Annotated in this window: 11 protein-coding genes; 7 read left to right on the plus strand and 4 right to left on the minus strand. The window is 52.9% G+C overall.

Going from position 1 to position 18471, the window contains the following annotated elements; translation table 11 throughout:
• Nucleotides 1-18 precede the first annotated feature (18 nt).
• Nucleotides 19-2940 carry a cell division protein ZapA gene (gene zapA / locus M3650_RS05565; protein WP_251573077.1) on the minus strand — a complete coding sequence of 974 codons (2922 nt, stop codon included), beginning with the start codon at nt 2938-2940 and terminating at the stop codon, nt 19-21.
• A gap of 423 nt (nt 2941-3363) precedes the next feature.
• Here zapA and M3650_RS05570 point away from each other — a divergent pair, with 423 nt between their 5' ends.
• Entirely contained in the window at nt 3364-4659 is a 1296-nt protein-coding gene (locus M3650_RS05570) for a helix-turn-helix domain-containing protein (RefSeq protein ID WP_251573079.1), read from the plus strand.
• 205 nt (nt 4660-4864) lie between these two features.
• On the opposite strand, the gene pheT is transcribed toward M3650_RS05570, so the two are convergent.
• Both pheT and pheS read right to left on the minus strand, forming a co-directional pair.
• Nucleotides 4865-7309, minus strand: coding sequence for a phenylalanine--tRNA ligase subunit beta (gene pheT / locus M3650_RS05575; RefSeq protein ID WP_251573081.1), 2445 nt, complete (start codon nt 7307-7309; stop codon nt 4865-4867).
• A gap of 67 nt (nt 7310-7376) precedes the next feature.
• Nucleotides 7377-8411 (minus strand): phenylalanine--tRNA ligase subunit alpha, encoded by a 1035-nt coding sequence (pheS, locus tag M3650_RS05580; protein WP_019421762.1) that lies wholly within the window; start codon nt 8409-8411, stop codon nt 7377-7379.
• A gap of 603 nt (nt 8412-9014) precedes the next feature.
• Here pheS and gap point away from each other — a divergent pair.
• From gap to glpK, 6 genes are all read left to right on the plus strand, one after another.
• A complete protein-coding gene (gap, locus tag M3650_RS05585; RefSeq protein WP_251573083.1) occupies nt 9015-10055 on the plus strand; it encodes a type I glyceraldehyde-3-phosphate dehydrogenase in 1041 nt (346 codons plus the stop codon).
• Nucleotides 10031-10195, plus strand: coding sequence for a GapA-binding peptide SR1P (locus M3650_RS05590; RefSeq protein ID WP_157259582.1), 165 nt, complete (start codon nt 10031-10033; stop codon nt 10193-10195). The genes gap and M3650_RS05590 overlap by 25 nt, the downstream gene beginning before the upstream one ends.
• Nucleotides 10192-12867 carry a pyruvate, phosphate dikinase gene (ppdK, locus tag M3650_RS05595; RefSeq protein ID WP_251573085.1) on the plus strand — a complete coding sequence of 892 codons (2676 nt, stop codon included), beginning with the start codon at nt 10192-10194 and terminating at the stop codon, nt 12865-12867. Before M3650_RS05590 ends, ppdK begins: the two co-directional genes overlap by 4 nt.
• Nucleotides 12868-13777: 910 nt before the next feature.
• On the plus strand, nt 13778-15115 hold the full coding sequence (locus M3650_RS05600) for an NCS2 family permease (protein WP_251573087.1): 1338 nt from the start codon (nt 13778-13780) through the stop codon (nt 15113-15115).
• Nucleotides 15116-15834: 719 nt separating this feature from the next.
• Entirely contained in the window at nt 15835-16539 is a 705-nt protein-coding gene (locus tag M3650_RS05605) for an MIP/aquaporin family protein (protein WP_251573089.1), read from the plus strand.
• A 140-nt stretch (nt 16540-16679) separates the two neighbouring features.
• Nucleotides 16680-18233 (plus strand): glycerol kinase GlpK, encoded by a 1554-nt coding sequence (gene glpK, locus M3650_RS05610; RefSeq protein WP_251573091.1) that lies wholly within the window; start codon nt 16680-16682, stop codon nt 18231-18233.
• Between the two features lie 85 nt (nt 18234-18318).
• On the opposite strand, the gene M3650_RS05615 is transcribed toward glpK, so the two are convergent.
• Complete coding sequence (locus tag M3650_RS05615) at nt 18319-18471, minus strand: XkdX family protein (protein ID WP_251573093.1); 153 nt, start codon at nt 18469-18471, stop codon at nt 18319-18321.

The following is an 18471-nucleotide window of genomic DNA, read 5'->3' on the forward strand; positions in this document are numbered from 1 at the left end:
TTCATCCTTTATTCCGATTTAACGGACATCTTGCTCAATTAATTCCAGCCATTCGTTGAACTCCGATTGCAGCTTCGAGTACTCGTCTTTGAGCTTGTTGTAGACTTCTTCCGTTTCTTGTGCTTGCTTACGTTCCATTTCCCGCTCTACTTGAGACAGACGGAATTGATGGGACAGCACTTCGAACTGTTCTTGAATAGCCGTCATGTCTTCGTTCAAGCCAACCTGTTCCTTGGCTTGCTCCAATTGAGCCATTACGTCCTTCAACTGCTGTTTCATTTCCGCTCGTTCATCGTTCCAAGATTTGAACGCGAGTGACCAATCCTGCTCTTGCTCCGCCCACTCCTGTTCCCGCGCACTCCAATTAGATTCGGCTTGCTTCCATTTTCGCTCTTCGTCTTTCCATTGTTCAAAATGCTCAAGCCACTGTTCTTCCCGAGCCTGCCATTTCTTTTCAAGCTCCAGCCAGTTTGCTTCACGCATTTGCCATTTCTCTTTTTGCTCTGTCCATTCCTGCACGTTATTTTGCTGCTCGGCGAGCTGTTCCCGCCACTCTTGTTCACGCGCCTGAACACTTTCAAGCTGCGCCTCCCAAGCTTTCTCCCGCTCTTTCATCTGCTTCTTGTATGCTTCATATTGTTCAAGCTCGGTCGCGTAAAGCTCTTGCTCTTCTTCCAGTTGAGCGCAGCGCGCCGCCGTCTCCAACGCTTCTTTCTGTGCCGCTTCCACGGCTGCTGCCGCCTCAGACTGCGCGCTTTGCATCGTCTCGGCTGCAGACTGCCAGTTCAACTTCTCTGCTTCCAATTGACGGCATTTCGCTTCCAACTCGGAGACCAATTCGTTGAAGGCTTCCTGTTCCTTCTCTTCCTTCGCAATCCATGAGCTTCGTTCCTGTTCGAACTGCTCCTGCAAGCGACTCCGCTCCTGCTTGAACTGTTCTTGCAGGCCAGTACGTTCCTGTTTGAATTGTTCTTGCAAGCTGATGCGTTCCTTATCAGCCTCTAGCTTCCACGACTCCCTTACCGCCTGAATCTGCTCTGCAAGCTGCGCCTCATGCTGGACAATGAGTTCATCGCGCTCGGCAGAGGCCAACTGTTCTGCCTCTTTCAGCTGCTCCTGCAGCTCTGCAACTTCTGCGTGAGCTTCGTCCCGTACGCGAATAAGCCGCTCCATCTCCAACAGACGCGCACGATCAAGCTCTTCCGCTCGGCTTAATTGCCCTTCGAGCTGATGGATGCGATGAGATGGCTTCTTCATCTGCTCTTCCGCTTCCGCGCGCAACGATTGCTCCAGCGCGGCCATCGCTTGCTCATGTTCGGCTGCCGCCTCCTCATGCAGCGCTGAGAACGTATCCACATCCTCCGCATGCTGGGCTCTTACCTGTTCCAACTCTTTCTGATGCGTATTCTCCAATTGTTCGAGTTCATTGCCAAGCGCTGATTTCAATTGATCCAGCTCGCTTTGGTGGCTGGAGTTTACTTTGTTCAGCTCGTTCTGATGGCGGGACTGTACTTCCTCCAGATCACTCAGATGCTTCGAGCTCTGTTGCTCAAGCTCTTGTTGATGCTTCCCGTTCAATTGAGACAGAACGTCCTGATGCTTCGAATGCACTTGCTTCAGCTCGCTCTTATACTTCGTATCGGCTTTCTCCAGCTCGGTCTGGTGCGCGGCTGTCACCTGCTCCAGTTCAGTACGATGCTTCGCCCCCATCTGTTCCAATTCAGTGCGAAGCTCCGCCTCCTTCTGATCGAATTGTTGCTGCAGCGCAGTCATGGCCTGCTCCAGCTTCTCCTGCTGAGCGGCTGCCGCCAGTTCCAGCTCCTTCGCATGCTGTTCGGTCAATTCCTTCACCTGAGTAGTGTGGCGCTGATTCGACTTCAGCAATTGATTGCCATGAGATGACTTCAATTGTTGAACTAGCTCTTTATGTTCCGTCTGGAGCTGGTTCATCTCCGCGGTATATTTAGCTTCAAGCGCTTGAAGATCGCTGGCGCGCTCCTGCGTCAACTTCTGAGCTTGCGCTTCTTGCTGTTCCGTAAGCTGCTTCACTCGCTGAGCATGTTCTGACTTTAACTTTACTACCTGAGCGGTGTGCTCTTGAGTTAAGTTGGCCTTCTGCTCTGTCAACCGCTGTTCCCATTCGGTCGCCTGCGCTGCCAACTGACCTTCCCAAGCGGCCGTCTGTTCTGCCAACTGTTCCTCCCAGACTGCAGCCGTCTCTTCTGTTCGCTGTCTCTCGGCATCCAGCTTCGTCTGCCATTGCTGTTCCTGCTGGGCGAGCTTCTGCTGCAGCGCTGCTTCATGTGCCTTGGCTGCTTGCTGCTTCTCGTCAACCGCTATCTTCAGCTTGGCTTCCTGTTCCTGCAGCTTGCGCTTCAACTCATTCTCCCGTGTTGTCATCGATTGAATGCGGCGGTCTGCTTCCTTCGTCTGCTCCGTCAGCTTATGCAGTCGCTCGTTGGAAGCACGCTTCTCTTCCGACAGCTGGCGATTCGTTTCCTTCAGCTTCGCTGCTTCCTCCCGGAGCGAGGCAGTCTGCTTCTCTACCTTTTCTTTCTCCTTCGTAAGCTCTGCTTGCAGCTTGTCAAGTTCGGCGCCCGATTCCATACGGAGCTTCTCTAACGCTTGCGATGATTCGGACTTCAGCTGTTCCAATTCGTGTGTCAACGCTTTGCCCGCATGCTCTTGCTCTTGGAGAGATACGCTGATGCGCGCATGGTCATCCTTAATCTTCTGAACTTCCTCCGCAATGTGCACGGCCGCGAGTACGGCGATGCGCGGTGTATCCAGTCGCGAGCTCGCATTCGAGATGACCCGCATATGCTCGTCCACCACAGCGGCGATATTGCGCATATATTCTTTACTTGTTGTACCTACCAATTTATATTGCGTTCCATATATTTCAACTGTAACCCGATGTTTATTATCTGAAGTGGTCATTCTTTACATCCTCCTTACCTTAGCGTCGCCACGAACTGCAAGTATGACTTTGCAACGAGGCAACGAAATCTTACCTTATAAGTTCGATATGCTTAGCCTCATTTCCTGCTACGTAAAGCGGAAAGTCAAGTTTCATTTCATATATAACGGCTCAAAAAAAGAAATGGGCCCTTCCTTGTTCCCTCGAGAGGAAAGAACAGGAAGAAAGCCCGCTTTTATTGCTCAAAATCACTTTTCCTCTCAAATGACTAAATCCAATAGAGGAGGAGGCAAGGGAATATGGGTTCTGTCATGGCTCATGCAGCTGCAAACAAGATAATTGCACTTACCATCCGACATTATTTGACCAAAGGATATTTACTTATCAGACATTATTTGGTATCGTTGACGTAATGATACCTATAGGTTTGAAGAGGTGATGATATGAAGGCTGAGTCGCTTCAATTTACAACTATTGGCGAATTCATCAGAACATGCAGACAAGAGGCCAATTTAACATTAGTCCAGTTAGAGGCTATGACAGGAGTCGCCAAAGGCATCACTTCTAAAATCGAGAACGGCGAAACGAAGCGCCCGGAATTTAAAACGATGCACGCCCTTTTAAGTGTCTTTGATATCGCATATCCAAACATTGTCGAATTATATCTCTCCGTTGAGCAGAGAGCTGATGTGCTTATGTCCATCTTGAAAGAGTCCATAACCAGCGCTCCGTCCTTATCCACTAAGATTGCCGCTCAGTTTCTTCGTGACGAAAAAAAAGACAGTATTGGATTAGTGGATGAACTGTATAAGTTCACAGGTTCCATTGAGGATGCGCCAACAGTCAGACTTTCCCTGTACAAGCTCATCATAAAATACGCTCGCACTCACGGCATTCAAACGTACTTCGCCAAGGCGCTGCTACAGGAATATTTAATTGAACGCGATGATTTCGGCAAAATGCAGACGACCTACTATACAGGAAAAAACATTACGCATTATGTTCAATTTCTTTCATTGGAAGAACAGATTACACTCTATTACAAGTTGGGTGCCCATTCGTATCATTTGAAAGAATACAAAGAAGCTATTGAATATTGCAATCAAGTATTAATATTGGATACAACTGACAGCGCCATCAAAGCACATTCTATTTCTTTCATTTCCTTTTCACACTATTTTTTGAACAATTACGACATGGCGGAACGATATCTCCAGCAATACTGCACGTTCCAATTCCCATTTGTACAAGAAAACGCAGATTTTATGACAGCTAAGTTAAACGGAAAAAAAGGCCACATTGATTTAGCCATTAATCAATTGGAACAATGCTTGGAAAAGTCCGCTCACAAAGTCAATATTATTTATGATCTTTTTGATTTATACCTGCAACAAAACAATTTGAGCGCTGTCGAAAAGCTATTTCAGTGGGAATATGACTTTATTGAAAATTCAAGCAACCCTTGCCTTATTACAGAATACGCACATTACTACAAGAAAAAAAGCGAATATTTTAAGCTGGCGGGAATTCACGAGCAATCTGTTGATTGCTTACTGAAAAGCATTACCATGTTTGTTAATGTGGATAGGCACAAAAATGCTTATGAATGCATTGAAGTATTGTTCGACACGATTCATGAAAATTCCGACATTATTAACAACATGCAATATTTACATAAGGTCAAGTCAATGTTTAATCACCTGAGTGGTTCAAAACTCAAGATAGGAGAGATGATATGAAAAAAGTGCATGGTAAACTGGCTGCTGTAATTTTTTGTCTTGCTGTTATTGTTGCACCTGTAGCCACTATGTTTTCTGGCGGCGGCGTCATTAACCCTTGGTAATAGGCTTATGCCTTCCATGAATGCAAAAGGTGGGTTACGGAAATTATCCGTTTCCCACCTTTTATGGTTTATTCCACTTTACATATTAAGTAACATCTGTTCTATTTGCGCAATTCTGCGCTATAAGTTGTTTCAAGCGCCGCAATGACACGACCGTGGATATCGGTAATTTCCTCATCGGTAAAGGTATGCTCCGCATGGCGGTATACGAGGGAAATCGCGACGCTCTTCTTATCCTCTGCGATACGATCGCCTGTGTAGATGTCGAATACCCCTACAGATTCCAGCCATTCGCCAGCCGCTTCCTTAGCTGTAGTAACCAATCGGCCCACTTCCACATTGCGGTCGACTACGACAGCGATGTCACGATCCACTGCTGGGAAACGAGGGAGCGCTTTGTATGCAATGTTGAAATCGGCTGCTTCCATCAGCGGCTGCAACAGCAGCTCCGCCACGTACGTTTCGCCGAGATCCTTCTGACGTTGAATTTCCGGATGCACTTGTCCGATGATTCCGATATATTGCTCTCCTTCCGCATCCATCAAATACATAGAAGCCGAACGGCCCGGGTGCAGCCCCTGCGGACGATTCGCCTCATAACGGATGCGGCCTTCCAGCCCCAAGTACGAAGCAAGAGCATCCACAACACCCTTCACATCGTAGAAATCAACTGCTTCGGAGCTAATATTCCACTGTGCCGCGCTGCGTTTGCCGGTCATTAGAAGACCAAGCACCAGCTCTTCCTTCACCAAGGCCGACAGTGTTTCCTGCGACGTCAAGTACAAGCGGCCAAGCTCGAACGCTTTCACATCGTCAGTTTTACGGTTGCGGTTATACGCCGCCACATCCAGCAAGCTTGGCAGCAAGCTTGTGCGCAGCACGCTCCGCTCTTCGCTCATTGGCATCGCCAGACGAACCGGAACAGCCCCGTCGATGAATGTCGGGAAGAGCTCGGTTTCAGTCGGATGCGTGAACGAATACGTTACTGCTTCATGCAGACCGTTGTCCGTTAGCAATCCGCGAATCGCACGGCGAATCGTCTGACCTTTGTTCAGATGTCCCGGTGTTGTCGGACCTTCAATCGCCGTCGTCGGGATGTTGTCATATCCGTAAATGCGAGCTACCTCTTCGATCAGATCGACGTCACGCGTAATGTCGCCGCGGCGGAATGGCACTTGCACATGAAAGACGCCGGCTTCGGGTTCAGCGGCTTCTAGCCCTAAACGCTGCAGGATAGACGTCACATCTGCCGCCGTCAACGCAGTGCCGAGCAGGCGGTTCGTTTTGTCCAGCGTCAAAGTGACCGTTCTGCGTTCATGCGGCTGTGCCGTCTCCTCGACAATGCCTGCAGCGATGCTGCCGCCTGCCAATTGACGCATCAGCTCTGCCGCCCGGTTGAGCGCTGGAATGACTGCTTCCGGATTCACTTCCTTCTCGAAGCGGAGGGATGCTTCTGAGCGGAGTCCCATCTGGCGCGATGTCTTGCGCACGACGCTTCCTGCAAAATGAGCCGACTCCAGCAAAATAGTTACGGTGTCGCCGCTCACCTCAGAATTCTCGCCGCCCATTACACCGGCAAGCCCGATCGGCTTGACGCCATCCGTAATCAACAGCATATGCGGCTCAAGCTTGCGCTCTTGCCCATCCAACGTAATGAGCGTCTCTCCTTCGTGTGCATAACGCACATCGATCGCGCCATTGCCGCTTAATTTGTCCGCATCAAAAGCATGCAGCGGCTGCCCATATTCCAGCATGACGAAGTTCGTAATGTCAACGATGTTGTTAATCGGACGCACGCCTGCCGCTAGCAGCCGGTTCTGCAGCCAGAGCGGCGACGGCTTAATGCTGACATTTGTAATGTAACGTGCCGCATATCGGTTGCATGCGTCAGGAGCACTGATGCGAACGCTAACAGTACTGCTTGCTTGTTCAGCGGACTCGCTGACCGTGTCTTCCGGCAGACGCACTGGACGGTCCAACAACGCTCCGACTTCATAGGCAACACCGATCATGCTTAAGCAGTCTGAACGGTTCGGCGTCAGGTCCAACTCAAGCACATGATCGTTCAGGCCGAGGACGTCGGCAATCGGCGTGCCAATCACCGTATCTTCTGGAAGCACGAGAATGCCTTCCTGCATTTCCTTCGGGAGCAGCTTATCATTCATGGCCAGCTCTTTGGCCGAGCAGATCATCCCTTGGGATTCCACACCGCGCAGCTTGGCACGCTTAATCTTCATACCGTCAGGCATTACCGCGCCAATTTGTGCGACAGGCACTTTCTGTCCCGCATCGACGTTCTTCGCTCCACAGACGATTTGCAGATGTTCGCCGCTTCCGGTGTCCACCTTGCATACATTCAATTTGTCGGCATCGGGATGCTTCTCCCGGGATACAACATAACCGACCACGATGTTGTCAAGCCCTTTATTGCGGTTCTCCACCACATCAATCTCAATTCCTGCGCGCGTCATCCGCTCAGCAAGCTCTTCCGCGGACACGCCGGTCAAATCGATATATTCCGATAGCCATTTGTAAGATACGTTCATGACCGTTCTCTTCCTTTCATTTAAGAGGTTGTTCAAAAAAATCACTTTTTTGAACATGTATTTAATGTCACATACGAGCAAATTGCTTCAGGAATCTCATATCGTTCGTATAGAAGTGGCGTATATCGTCAACGCCATATTTCAGCATCGCAATCCGCTCCACACCCATACCGAAGGCGAAGCCGGAGTACACTTCCGGATCGTAGCCGCCCATTTCCAGCACGCGCGGATGCACCATGCCCGCACCAAGAATTTCAATCCAGCCGGTATGCTTGCAGATGCGGCAGCCGCTGCCGCCGCACTTCATGCAGGTGACGTCGACTTCCACGCTTGGCTCGGTGAATGGGAAGAAGCTCGGACGCAGGCGAATCTGCATATGCGGACCGAACATTTCACGCGCAAATTGAAGCAATGTTCCTTTCAAGTCACTCATGCGAATGTTCTTGTCGATGACGAGTCCTTCGATTTGATGGAACATGAACGAATGCGTCGCATCGTCATCGTCGCGGCGGTATACACGCCCTGGGCAAATGATTTTGACCGGCACGTCGCCTTTCATCGCTTCCATCGTGCGAATCTGCACCGGAGACGTCTGCGTGCGCATCAAAATATCTTCTGTAATATAGAAGGAATCCTGCATGTCGCGCGCTGGATGATCCTTCGGCAGATTGAGCGCTTCGAAGTTATAATAGTCCTGCTCCACTTCCGGGCCTTCCGCAACGGTGTAGCCCATGCCGACGAAGATGTCTTCGATTTGCTCTACCACTTTATTGAGCGGATGGACCGCGCCTTGCGCCAACGTTCGGCCTGGCAGCGTGACGTCAATTGTCTCTTCCTGCAGACGACGCTCCGTCTCTTCACGTTGGAACGCCTCCTGCTTCTGTTCAATAAACTCCTCAATGGCGCCGCGGACTTCGTTCGCCACTTGCCCGATCATCGGACGCTCTTCCGCGCTCAAGCCGCCCATACCGCGCAATACTTCCGTAAGCGCCCCTTTTTTACCAAGAAATTTGACGCGCAGCTCGTTCAGATTGTTCGCATCCTTCACTTGCTGCAGCTTATCCAGCGCTTCAGCGCGCAGCGCCTGTAAACGCTCCTTCATGGTGTTGACCTCCCTTTAGTTTCCATCTCAAAACAAAAAGGCCTTCTCTGTCTCAAGGGACGAGAAGGCCGTGGTACCACCCTTATTAGACATCACGATACTCTGGCATAGAGCTGCTCTCCTGCAGCGCCGAAGCGAACGTGCTGTCTCACTTGCTACGACGATAACGGGTCGTCACCGGGCACCTCTACTGGCACAGGCGGTCTGCCTGCCGTTCAAGGCCCTGCTCCGGAGTGAATTTCGGCAGTCCGTCCTCAAGAAACGCTCTCAATCCTCGGCGTCTCCTCCCTGATAAGCGGTGCTGCGTACTTGTCTCCATCTCAGCATTGCATGGATAAACGTTGACTATAGTCAATACATTACATTTCAAGTATTATAGTCAACCCGCGGACGTTTTGCAAGTATTATACGCCCCTAATCCTCAATAAACGAAGAGCAAAGTGCAGGCTCTTTATGCAAGAGCCCATCGAAAATAGAACACCTCATTTTATTATGACGTATTATATAAAAATAAACGATTATATATTACACATTATATAATGTTTGTGATATACTACATAATGGAAAAAGAAACCAATGTTCCATCTTAAAGGAGGAATCGAAATGGCATTACCAGTTGCCGTCAACGGCATGGGCCGCATTGGGCGGCTCGTGTTCCGGCGGGCTATGGATGAAGCTGATTCACCGTTTCGCATCCGGGCAGTGAACAGCCTCTACCCGGCTTCCACCATCGCGCACTTGCTTAAGTACGACTCTATACACGGAAAATGGAACGCGGATATTGCCACTGAAGGCAATACGCTCATTATTAATGATACGCATATCCCGGTATTGGCAGAAGCCGATCCGGCAGAGTTGCCGTGGCAACGGCTCGGCATTCATACCGCCATCGATGCAACGGGCAAATTCACAGATCGCCCGGGTGCTTCTAAACATATTGAAGCGGGCGCGGAGAAAGTCATCGTCACCGCTCCCGGCAAGCAGCTCGACCTAACGGTCGTCATGGGCGTCAACGAACAGATGTATGATGACGAAGCACACCAGCTCATTTCCGCCGCGTCGTGCACGACGAACTGTCTCGCGCCCGTTCTTCACATTCTCGACCGTTCGTTCAGCGTCGTCTCCGGCTGGATGACGACCATCCATTCTTATACGAACGACCAGAAGCATCTCGACAACCCTCATCAGGACCTGCGCCGCGCACGGGCATGCACACAATCGATGGTCCCGACATCCACCGGAGTGGGCAAGGCGCTCACCGGCATTTTGCCGCATTTGGCGCCGTCCGTTCAGGGCATCTCCGTGCGAGTGCCGACACCAGACGTCTCGCTTGTTGACTTGACGGCCGAGGTGAAAACGCCGGTGACAGCAGACGATGTCCGACTCGCGTTCCTTCATGCGATTCGGGACGGATATGACCGTTATGTGGAATGGTGCGATGAGCCCCTCGTCTCGACCGACTTCATCGGTAATGACAAATCCGCGGTGGTGGACGGCTTGTCGCTCATCGCGCAGGATCGGCACATCAAGCTGTTGGCTTGGTATGACAACGAGTGGGCTTACGCGGCACGAGTCGTCGACTTGACTCGCCATCTAATACAGGAAGGAGTGAAGAGCGCATGTCCAACAGCAGCAGCCCAGTGATGCTGGGCGTCATTCTGTGCGAGCGGTGCGACAAGGTGCTGGAAGAAGTCGATACTGAGAAAGTGATCGTCTACTACCATCGGTGCGATGCCTGTGCCGCTGACAGTGAAATAGATGGAATCGGGGGAGACGCGCAATGAAATCGAATTGGATTAGTCATTTCCGGCACGGGGATGCTGGTATGAAGGCGCTGCTCGGCGGCAAGGGCGCCAATCTGGCAGAGATGACCCGCATCGGCCTGCCAGTGCCGCCAGGCTTCACGATTACGACGGAAGCATGCCGCTCCTTCTATGCGCTGAACCGGCTGCCAGACAGCCTGATGGATGACGCGCGTGCCGCCCTGCAGGCGGTCGAGCTGGCGCGTGGCCAGCAGTTCGGGGACGCAGGCGACCCGCTCCTCGTCTCCGTCCGATCCGGATCTGTGCATTCCATGCCTGGCATGATGGATACGATTCTGAACCTTGGGCTGAACGATGACACTGTGCAGGGCCTCGCCGCCGTCACGGGCGACGAACGCTTCGCCTATGATTGCTATCGACGGCTCATCCATATGTTCGGCAATGTCGTGTTCGGCGTCGAGTCCGACGCATTCGAACGCATCCTCGCCGATGTGAAGGCGCAGTACAGCGCCCAGGAGGATCAGGACGTAACGGCGGATGGCTTTCGTGAGCTTGTTCAGCGCTATAAGCAGTGCTTAGAGGCAACGGTGGGCACTCCGTTCCCGCAAGATGTGCACGTCCAGCTGCAACTGGCCGTCGAGGCGGTATTCCGCAGCTGGAACAACCACCGTGCGCAGGTATACCGCAAGCTGCACCACATCCCGGACGACGAGGGTACGGCCGTCAATATCCAGTCGATGGTGTTCGGCAACCGCGGCGCGGACAGCGGCACAGGCGTGCTCTTCACCCGCCACCCGTCGACCGGGGCGCGGGAGCTGTTCGGCGAATATTTGACGGATGCCCAGGGAGAAGATGTCGTCGCCGGCACCCGTACGCCGCAGCCGATTGCCAAGATGGAGGACGACATGCCGCACCTGTATGAGCAGCTGATACAGGCTGCCGAACAGTTGGAGCGCCACTACCGCGACATGCAGGACATTGAGTTCACGGTCGAGCGCGGCAAGCTGTTCATCCTCCAGACGCGGGCCGGCAAGCGGACGGCACAGGCCGCCGTCACTATCTCCGCCGCTCTCGTCAAGGAAGGGCTCATCACGGTGCAGGAGGCCTTGCTGCGGACGGACGTCGCGCAGCTGGAGCATCTGCTGCACCCGTCGCTTGCGCCCGATGCCACGCTGGACGTCGTTGCGTCAGGCCTGCCTGCATCGCCGGGCGCCGCTTCCGGCCGCATCGTGCTCGACGCCGACGAGGCCGAGCGCCTGGCCGCCGCTGGCGAGCGTATTATTCTCGTCCGGCCGGAGACGACGCCGGAGGACATTCACGGCGTGCTCGCCGCGGAAGGCGTCTTGACGAGCCGGGGCGGCATGACGAGCCACGCGGCCGTCGTCGCCCGCAGCATGGGGAAGCCGTGCGTCTCGGGCTGCGAGGACGTGTGCTTCGACTTCGGGCAGAAGCTCATCGTCATCGGGACGCGGACGTTCCGCGAAGGCGACCTGCTGTCCATCGACGGCACGTCAGGCCGGGTCATTGCCGGCTCCGTTCCGGTCGTCGAGGCGGATATGTCGGCTGAGTTCCTGCAGCTGCTGGAATGGGCCGACCGTGAACGCGAGCTGCGCGTCTATGCGAACGCGGATGCGCCGGAAGACGCCGCCAAGGCGCGCGCGCTCGGCGCCGAAGGCATCGGCTTGTGCCGGACCGAGCACATGTTCATGTCCGCGCACCGACTTCAGATCGTGCAGGATATGATTCTCGCCGAGACGGAGACGGAGCGCCGGAAGGCCTTGGCGAAGCTGCTTCCGATGCAACAGGACGACTTCGAAGGCCTCTTCGAGGCGATGGACGGCTTGACGGTCACGATACGGCTGCTCGATCCGCCGCTGCATGAGTTCCTGCCGAATCTGGAAGAGCTCGTCGTGCGGCAGACGCAGCTGACGGTGCAAGGCGCGGGAACGCCGGAAGAGCTGCGCGAGCTGGAGCGCTTAATCGGCAAGGTGCGCGGGCTGCACGAATCGAACCCGATGCTCGGCCAACGTGGCTGCCGCCTCGGCATTCTGTTCCCGGAAATCTATGAAATGCAGGTGGAGGCGCTGTTCCTGGCTGCATCCCGCATGCTGCGCAAGGGTGTGCGCGTGCAGCCGGACATTATGGTGCCGCTCGTCGGCCATGCTGCCGAGCTGCGTCTGCTGCGCGAGCTCATCGAGCGCACCGCGGAGCGGGTGCTCGGTCCGGAGCGCCGCAGCTGCGCCTACCGTGTCGGCACGATGATCGAGGTGCCGCGCGCCGCGCTTACAGCCGGTCAGATTGCAGAGCATGCCGATTTCTTCTCGTTCGGCACGAACGATCTGACGCAGATGACGTTCGGCTGCAGCCGCGACGACGCGGAGGGCAAGTTCCTCACCCACTACGTCGACCGCCGCGTGCTGACTGCCAACCCGTTCCAAGTGCTGGACACGACCGGTGTCGGCCAGTTAATTGAGCTGGCTGTGAAGCGCGGCATTGCTGCCAATCCTCAATTGACGACCGGCATTTGTGGCGAGCATGGCGGGGACCGCGATTCCATCCTCTTCTGCCATGAGATCGGGCTCGATTATGTCAGCTGCTCGACGTACCGCATCCCGCTTGCTCGTATCGCCGCCGCTCAGGCGAAGCTGCTGCTCGGCAGCCGGAACGCTTCGCTGCATTCCGTGTCCGTGTAACTTAAAATGACCTAACCGTTGATTATACAGGCGTCCGCATTCGCGGACGTCTTTTTTGGCAAATATACGCGGGTATAGTTGCCAAACATACGAAATTCGAACTACAGAAAATGGATAGTATTAAATCTAACGGTTTGTCTATTTTGGCTATGAAGGAATGTTTAAGTCTGTAATGCGACCAAAGCGATTTTCGATTTTCGTCACTATCCCCTTCTCCAAAAAGATATGCCTGTTTCCTCTATTGCTTCACTCTCCCCTTTATTCAGAAGGGCAACCTCCCTTTCCTTTTAGAGCGAAAAAAATTGACGGACTTACCATATGCAAGTCCTTTTGTCCATTCTCCCATAAGGTCAGGAAGGATAACAACGAGGGTCGAAGCACGTGCCGTCTCGTAGCCTTGATATGATGCGGCCGATTATGACGGCAATGGGCCAGAACTCATGCAGCCTCCTGTTCATTAAGGAAAGCTTACATTTTTCTATAAAGCGATAAAGCTAAAACGAAACCAAACCATTCTTATGGCGATATAACCTATCTTTTATTCGCGGTCGTCAACCTATGAGGCGCCTCGATATCGGTTTTCTGATGAAAGGGGAGATTGGAGCAAAAGGCCGACAAACATACTATCTCATGATTCCTCCCCCTTAATGGTGTGTCAACTTATGTTTTAAAGCTGTAGAAGTTAATTTTTATTGTATTGGGTGACAATAACCTCGAATTTTTTTGTAAGTCTTTCAGACATATAACTATTTTGTTCAGGTTCCTAATAGCTAATGTTAATTGAGGCTGTAAACCTTGTTTATTTGAAGATGGTATGTGTTACAATAAGCGCATGATGGCTTTAGGCTGTCTATCTTTCATAACATTGAAAGGGTTGGGTGAGGGGCTACGATGGAAAGAGGGAATTTCATTGGTCCGCCAAAAAGAACACTCACGCGCGCAGGCGGATTCCGGTCCTTTGCCTAACGCGTCTGTACGGTCAACCACTGGCGGGATGCGTCAGGAGCTGTTGGCCGGAGTCGTGTCCTTTTTTGCAATTGTCTATATTATTATCGTCAACGCATCGATCTTGGCCGACGCTGGCATTCCTCAAGAAGCGGGCATTATCGCGACCGTACTCGCCTCCGCCGCCGGTTGCTTCATCATGGGCTGGTGGGGCAAAGCTCCGATCATTCTCGTACCGGGCATGGGGATCAACGCCATGTTTACGTACACGCTCGTGCATGGTATGGGGTTAACATGGCAGCAGGCGTTGGCGGTTGTAGTGGTGTCAGGCATCTGCTTCACCATTATCAGCTTCACCTCGCTTGCCGAACAGTTGAGGGCCGCTATTCCTGAATCGCTGCAGGAGGCCATTTCCGTAGGCATCGGCTTGATGCTCGTGCTCATTGGGCTGCAAAAAGGCGGCGTCATCGTCTCCGATGCGTCGACCATCATTGCCGTGCAATCCTTCGGCGAGCCGGGCGTGTGGGTCACGTTCGCCACGTTGGCGCTGACTTGCATCCTGTTCATGCGCAAAGTGCCAGGCCATTTGCTGATCGCGATCATCTTCGGCACCGCGCTTGCTTATGTGACGGGAGCCGTATCGTCTGGTGCAGTTGGTGCCGAAGCGAACGGCACATTCTCGTGGTCGGTGTACGGCGACGTATTCGGGCAGTTCACCTTACAAGGTGTGTCCGCAGCTTCGATGGCCGTAGCAGTCTTCTCGATGACGTTGGTCATCGTGTTCGAAAATGTAGGCTTGATTAACGCGCAATTGAACATGTGCGGCCGTCCCGAGCGCTTCCAGCGCGCTATGCAGGCGAACGCTCTGTCGGTCGTCACCTGCGGGCTGTTCGGAACGAGCCCGACCGTAGCTACGGTTGAAACGGCGGCAGGCATCTCGGCAGGAGGCCGTACGGGCTGGACCTCCATCGTGACCGGGTCCTTGTTCCTGGTTACGCTCGTGGCGCTGCCGTTGTTGACGTTCGTGCCCGATCAGGCCGTGGCGCCGATTCTCATCTTCATCGGCGGCTTAATGATGCCCGCCGTGAAGAAGATTCGCTTCGAGCCTATGGCCGAGGGACTTCCTGCGTTCTTCATCATCGCGTTCATCCCGCTCATGCACAGCATCGTGGATGGCATCGCGATTGGGTTCGTCAGCTACGCCTTGTTCCAAATCGCTGTCGGAAAGGCGCGCGAAGTAAAGCCGCTGTTCTACGTCATTTCGGTGTTGTTCGCGGTGCATTTCGTGCTGCAAGCACTGTAATATTGTTTATTGGGCGGCTTCAGGTTGAAGCCGCCTTATTTTGCTTTGAAAGTATCGGTGACAAGCTAGAGTAGTATTACATGTTAGGCAAGCTTGAGACGTTATATAAGCTAGATAAGACTAGGTAATTTGATTAGTTAGATTTAGTTAGGTTATTTGATGCTAAAGCTAGACCTAGATAAGCGATATAAAGTTGAACAAAACTTATTTTCCGGGGTCGAGGCAATTCCATTGGAAAACATGCAGCAGAATGTACGGATTAGGCGGTTAAACGACATGTAGACTGTATTCTGTCCAGTGGATCCGCCTGATTCTCAGCGATTGCCGCTCCAAGAGTGTCAAAGCGCTGGATGAATTCCAGTGAAACCTACCGTAAAGAGGTTTACATCACCGTTTCATTAACAAAATCCAATGCAGGAGTGAGATATACGGCACTCCCCTTCCTTCAGCCCTCCTGTTCTCTTCGCATAGCTAGGTTTCTTTAACAAAATTTCCCGTTATTCGTTGATAATTCAAAAATAGTTGAATATACTGTAATTAAGTTAATAGCAAAGCGGTTGCATGAGAAACTGGAGATGACCACTTCATATCTTTGTCTTACGGCAAGGGTATATGATGTTGAGCCATCTTTTTTTTGTTTGCAGGGGGTGCGGCGGAAAAAACAATTCAGCAATTACAAATTGAAAACGCATACAGATAGTCCGAAGGAGGAACTTGGGATGACACCTTTTTGGGGAGAGTTAATGGGGACCTTGTTATTGATTATGCTGGGTGATGGCGTAGTGGCCGGCGTCGTGCTTCGAAAATCAAAAGCGGAAAACAGCGGCTGGATCGTAATCGGGTTCGGATGGGGACTCGCCGTTGCCATTGCCGTGTATGCGGTCGGGTCCATAAGCGGGGCTCACCTCAATCCCGCCGTTACGCTGGGGCTGGCGGCCATCGGCAAGTTCGCATGGGATCAAGTTCCATTGTATATAGCGGCACAAATGATCGGCGCATTTCTCGGAGCCGTGCTCGTATGGCTGCATTATTTGCCACACTGGCGTGCGACGGACGATCAAGCTGCCAAGCTCGCGGTGTTCGCAACAGCTCCGGCCATCCGCAGCACAGGGGCCAATTTGTTGAGCGAAATAATAGCGACGTTTATTTTCGTGTTCAGCCTGCTTGCCATTGGCGGCAATACATTCGCAGACGGCTTACATCCGTTTATCGTCGGCTTCCTTATCGTCAGCATCGGACTGTCGCTTGGCGGAACTACGGGTTATGCGATTAACCCAGCCCGCGATCTCGGCCCCCGCATCGCGCACGCCGTTCTGCCCATCGCAGGCAAAGGATCCTCTGATTGGAGTTATGCATGGGTACCGATCATGGGTCCGGTCGTTGGAGGCGTTCTTGGAGCGCTTGCTTATTCGTTTATGTTCTAATATATTGGTCATGAATTTCATACCAAAGAGATTATTTTGTTTAATAGTTCATATTTCGCATTTTTCTGTAATGCGTTTTTACGATTCGACTCGATTCCTATATTTAGTGCATCGCCATAACCCATGAGGAGGATTTTATTATGGACAAAAAATTCATACTCGCTTTCGATCAAGGCACAACCAGCTCACGAGCCATTCTGTTCGATCATTCCGGCGATATTGTCAGCGTAGCGCAAAAGGAATTTACGCAACTCTATCCGCGACCCGGCTGGGTCGAGCACGATCCGATGGAAATATGGGGCACGCAGAGCGGCGTTGCGCGCGAGGTTCTGGAACGCACCGGCATTCGGCCGCAAGAAGTGACGGCCATCGGGATTACAAACCAGCGGGAAACGGTCATCGTCTGGGATAAACATACCGGCAAGCCGATTCACAATGCCATCGTATGGCAGGATCGGCGAACGTCCGGCATTTGCGACGACTTGGCTGCGCGCGGGCTTACCGATCCGATTCGCGAAAAAACGGGACTCGTATTGGACGCTTACTTCTCCGGCACGAAGGTGAAATGGATTCTCGACCACGTGGAAGGCGCACGCGAACGGGCCCAGAAGGGCGAGCTGCTGTTTGGCACAGTCGATACGTGGCTCATTTGGAATTTGACGCGCGGCACAACGTTCGCAACCGACTATTCGAACGCGTCCCGCACCATGCTGTACAACATCAACACGCTGGAATGGGACGCCGAATTGCTGGAATGGTTGGATATCCCGGCTGCGATGCTGCCGGAAGTGAAGCCTTCAAGCGGCATTTTCGGCTCTACTGATGAGCATACGTTCGGCGGTGCCGAGATTCCGATTGCCGGAGTAGCGGGCGATCAGCAGGCAGCACTGTTCGGGCAGGCTTGCTTCGAGCCGGGCGAAGCGAAAAACACGTATGGCACGGGCTGCTTCATGCTGATGAACACGGGCGAGCGCGCCGTCGCTTCGAAGAGCGGATTGTTGACGACGATTGCCTGGGGGATCGACGGCAAAGTGAACTATGCGCTTGAGGGCAGCATCTTTATTGCCGGAGCGGCGATACAGTGGCTGCGCGACGGGCTGAAAATGATCGATTCCGCCCCCGATTCGGAATATTATGCGGGCAAGGTGGACAGCTCGGACGGCGTATATGTCGTGCCCGCCTTCGTCGGGCTGGGCGCCCCTTACTGGGATATGTATGCGCGGGGAGCGATTTTCGGCTTGACGCGCGGCTCGAGCAAGGAGCATATCGTCCGGGCGACACTCGAATCGCTCTCCTATCAGACGAAGGATGTGCTGAGCGCGATGGAGGCCGACTCCGGCATTACGCTGCAGGCGCTGCGCGTAGACGGAGGCGCGGTCGCCAACAATCTGCTCATGCAATTCCAAGCCGACATGCTCGACGTCAACGTGGAGCGGCCGAAGGTGACGGAAACGACAGCGTTCGGCGCAGCCAGCCTCGCCGGATTGGCCGTCCAGTTCTGGAATATCGACGATTTGAAAAAGACTAAAAAACTGGACCGCACCTTCTCCCCGCAAATGGACGATGCCAAGCGGAACAAGCTCTACAAAGGCTGGAAAAAGGCCGTGGAACGCACGATGGCTTGGGAGCGTGAGGATGAGGAAGAGCAAGAGGAGGCTGACTCCTCCGGCAATAAAGAGGAGATTAAAGCTTGATTTTTCTCTTAAAAAAGATGGGGAGCGTAAAGAGGAAGGGCTGGCGGAAGCCGGCCCTTTTGTCATGGCCTAGAGCGCGACTCACTTAAGAGGGATACTCTTCGCCAGTAATGTCCTTGTATTGTTCAGGCGCGATTTTGCCGAATTCACAGAACTTGCCGACATACAGCGGATCTTTTGGATCCTTCTTGTAAATCCCCATGTCATAGTAGCGTTTGATCGTTACAAACCAATCCAT

Source organism: Paenibacillus sp. MER TA 81-3, assembly GCF_023713585.1.
Classification (GTDB): domain Bacteria; phylum Bacillota; class Bacilli; order Paenibacillales; family Paenibacillaceae; genus Paenibacillus_B; species Paenibacillus_B profundus.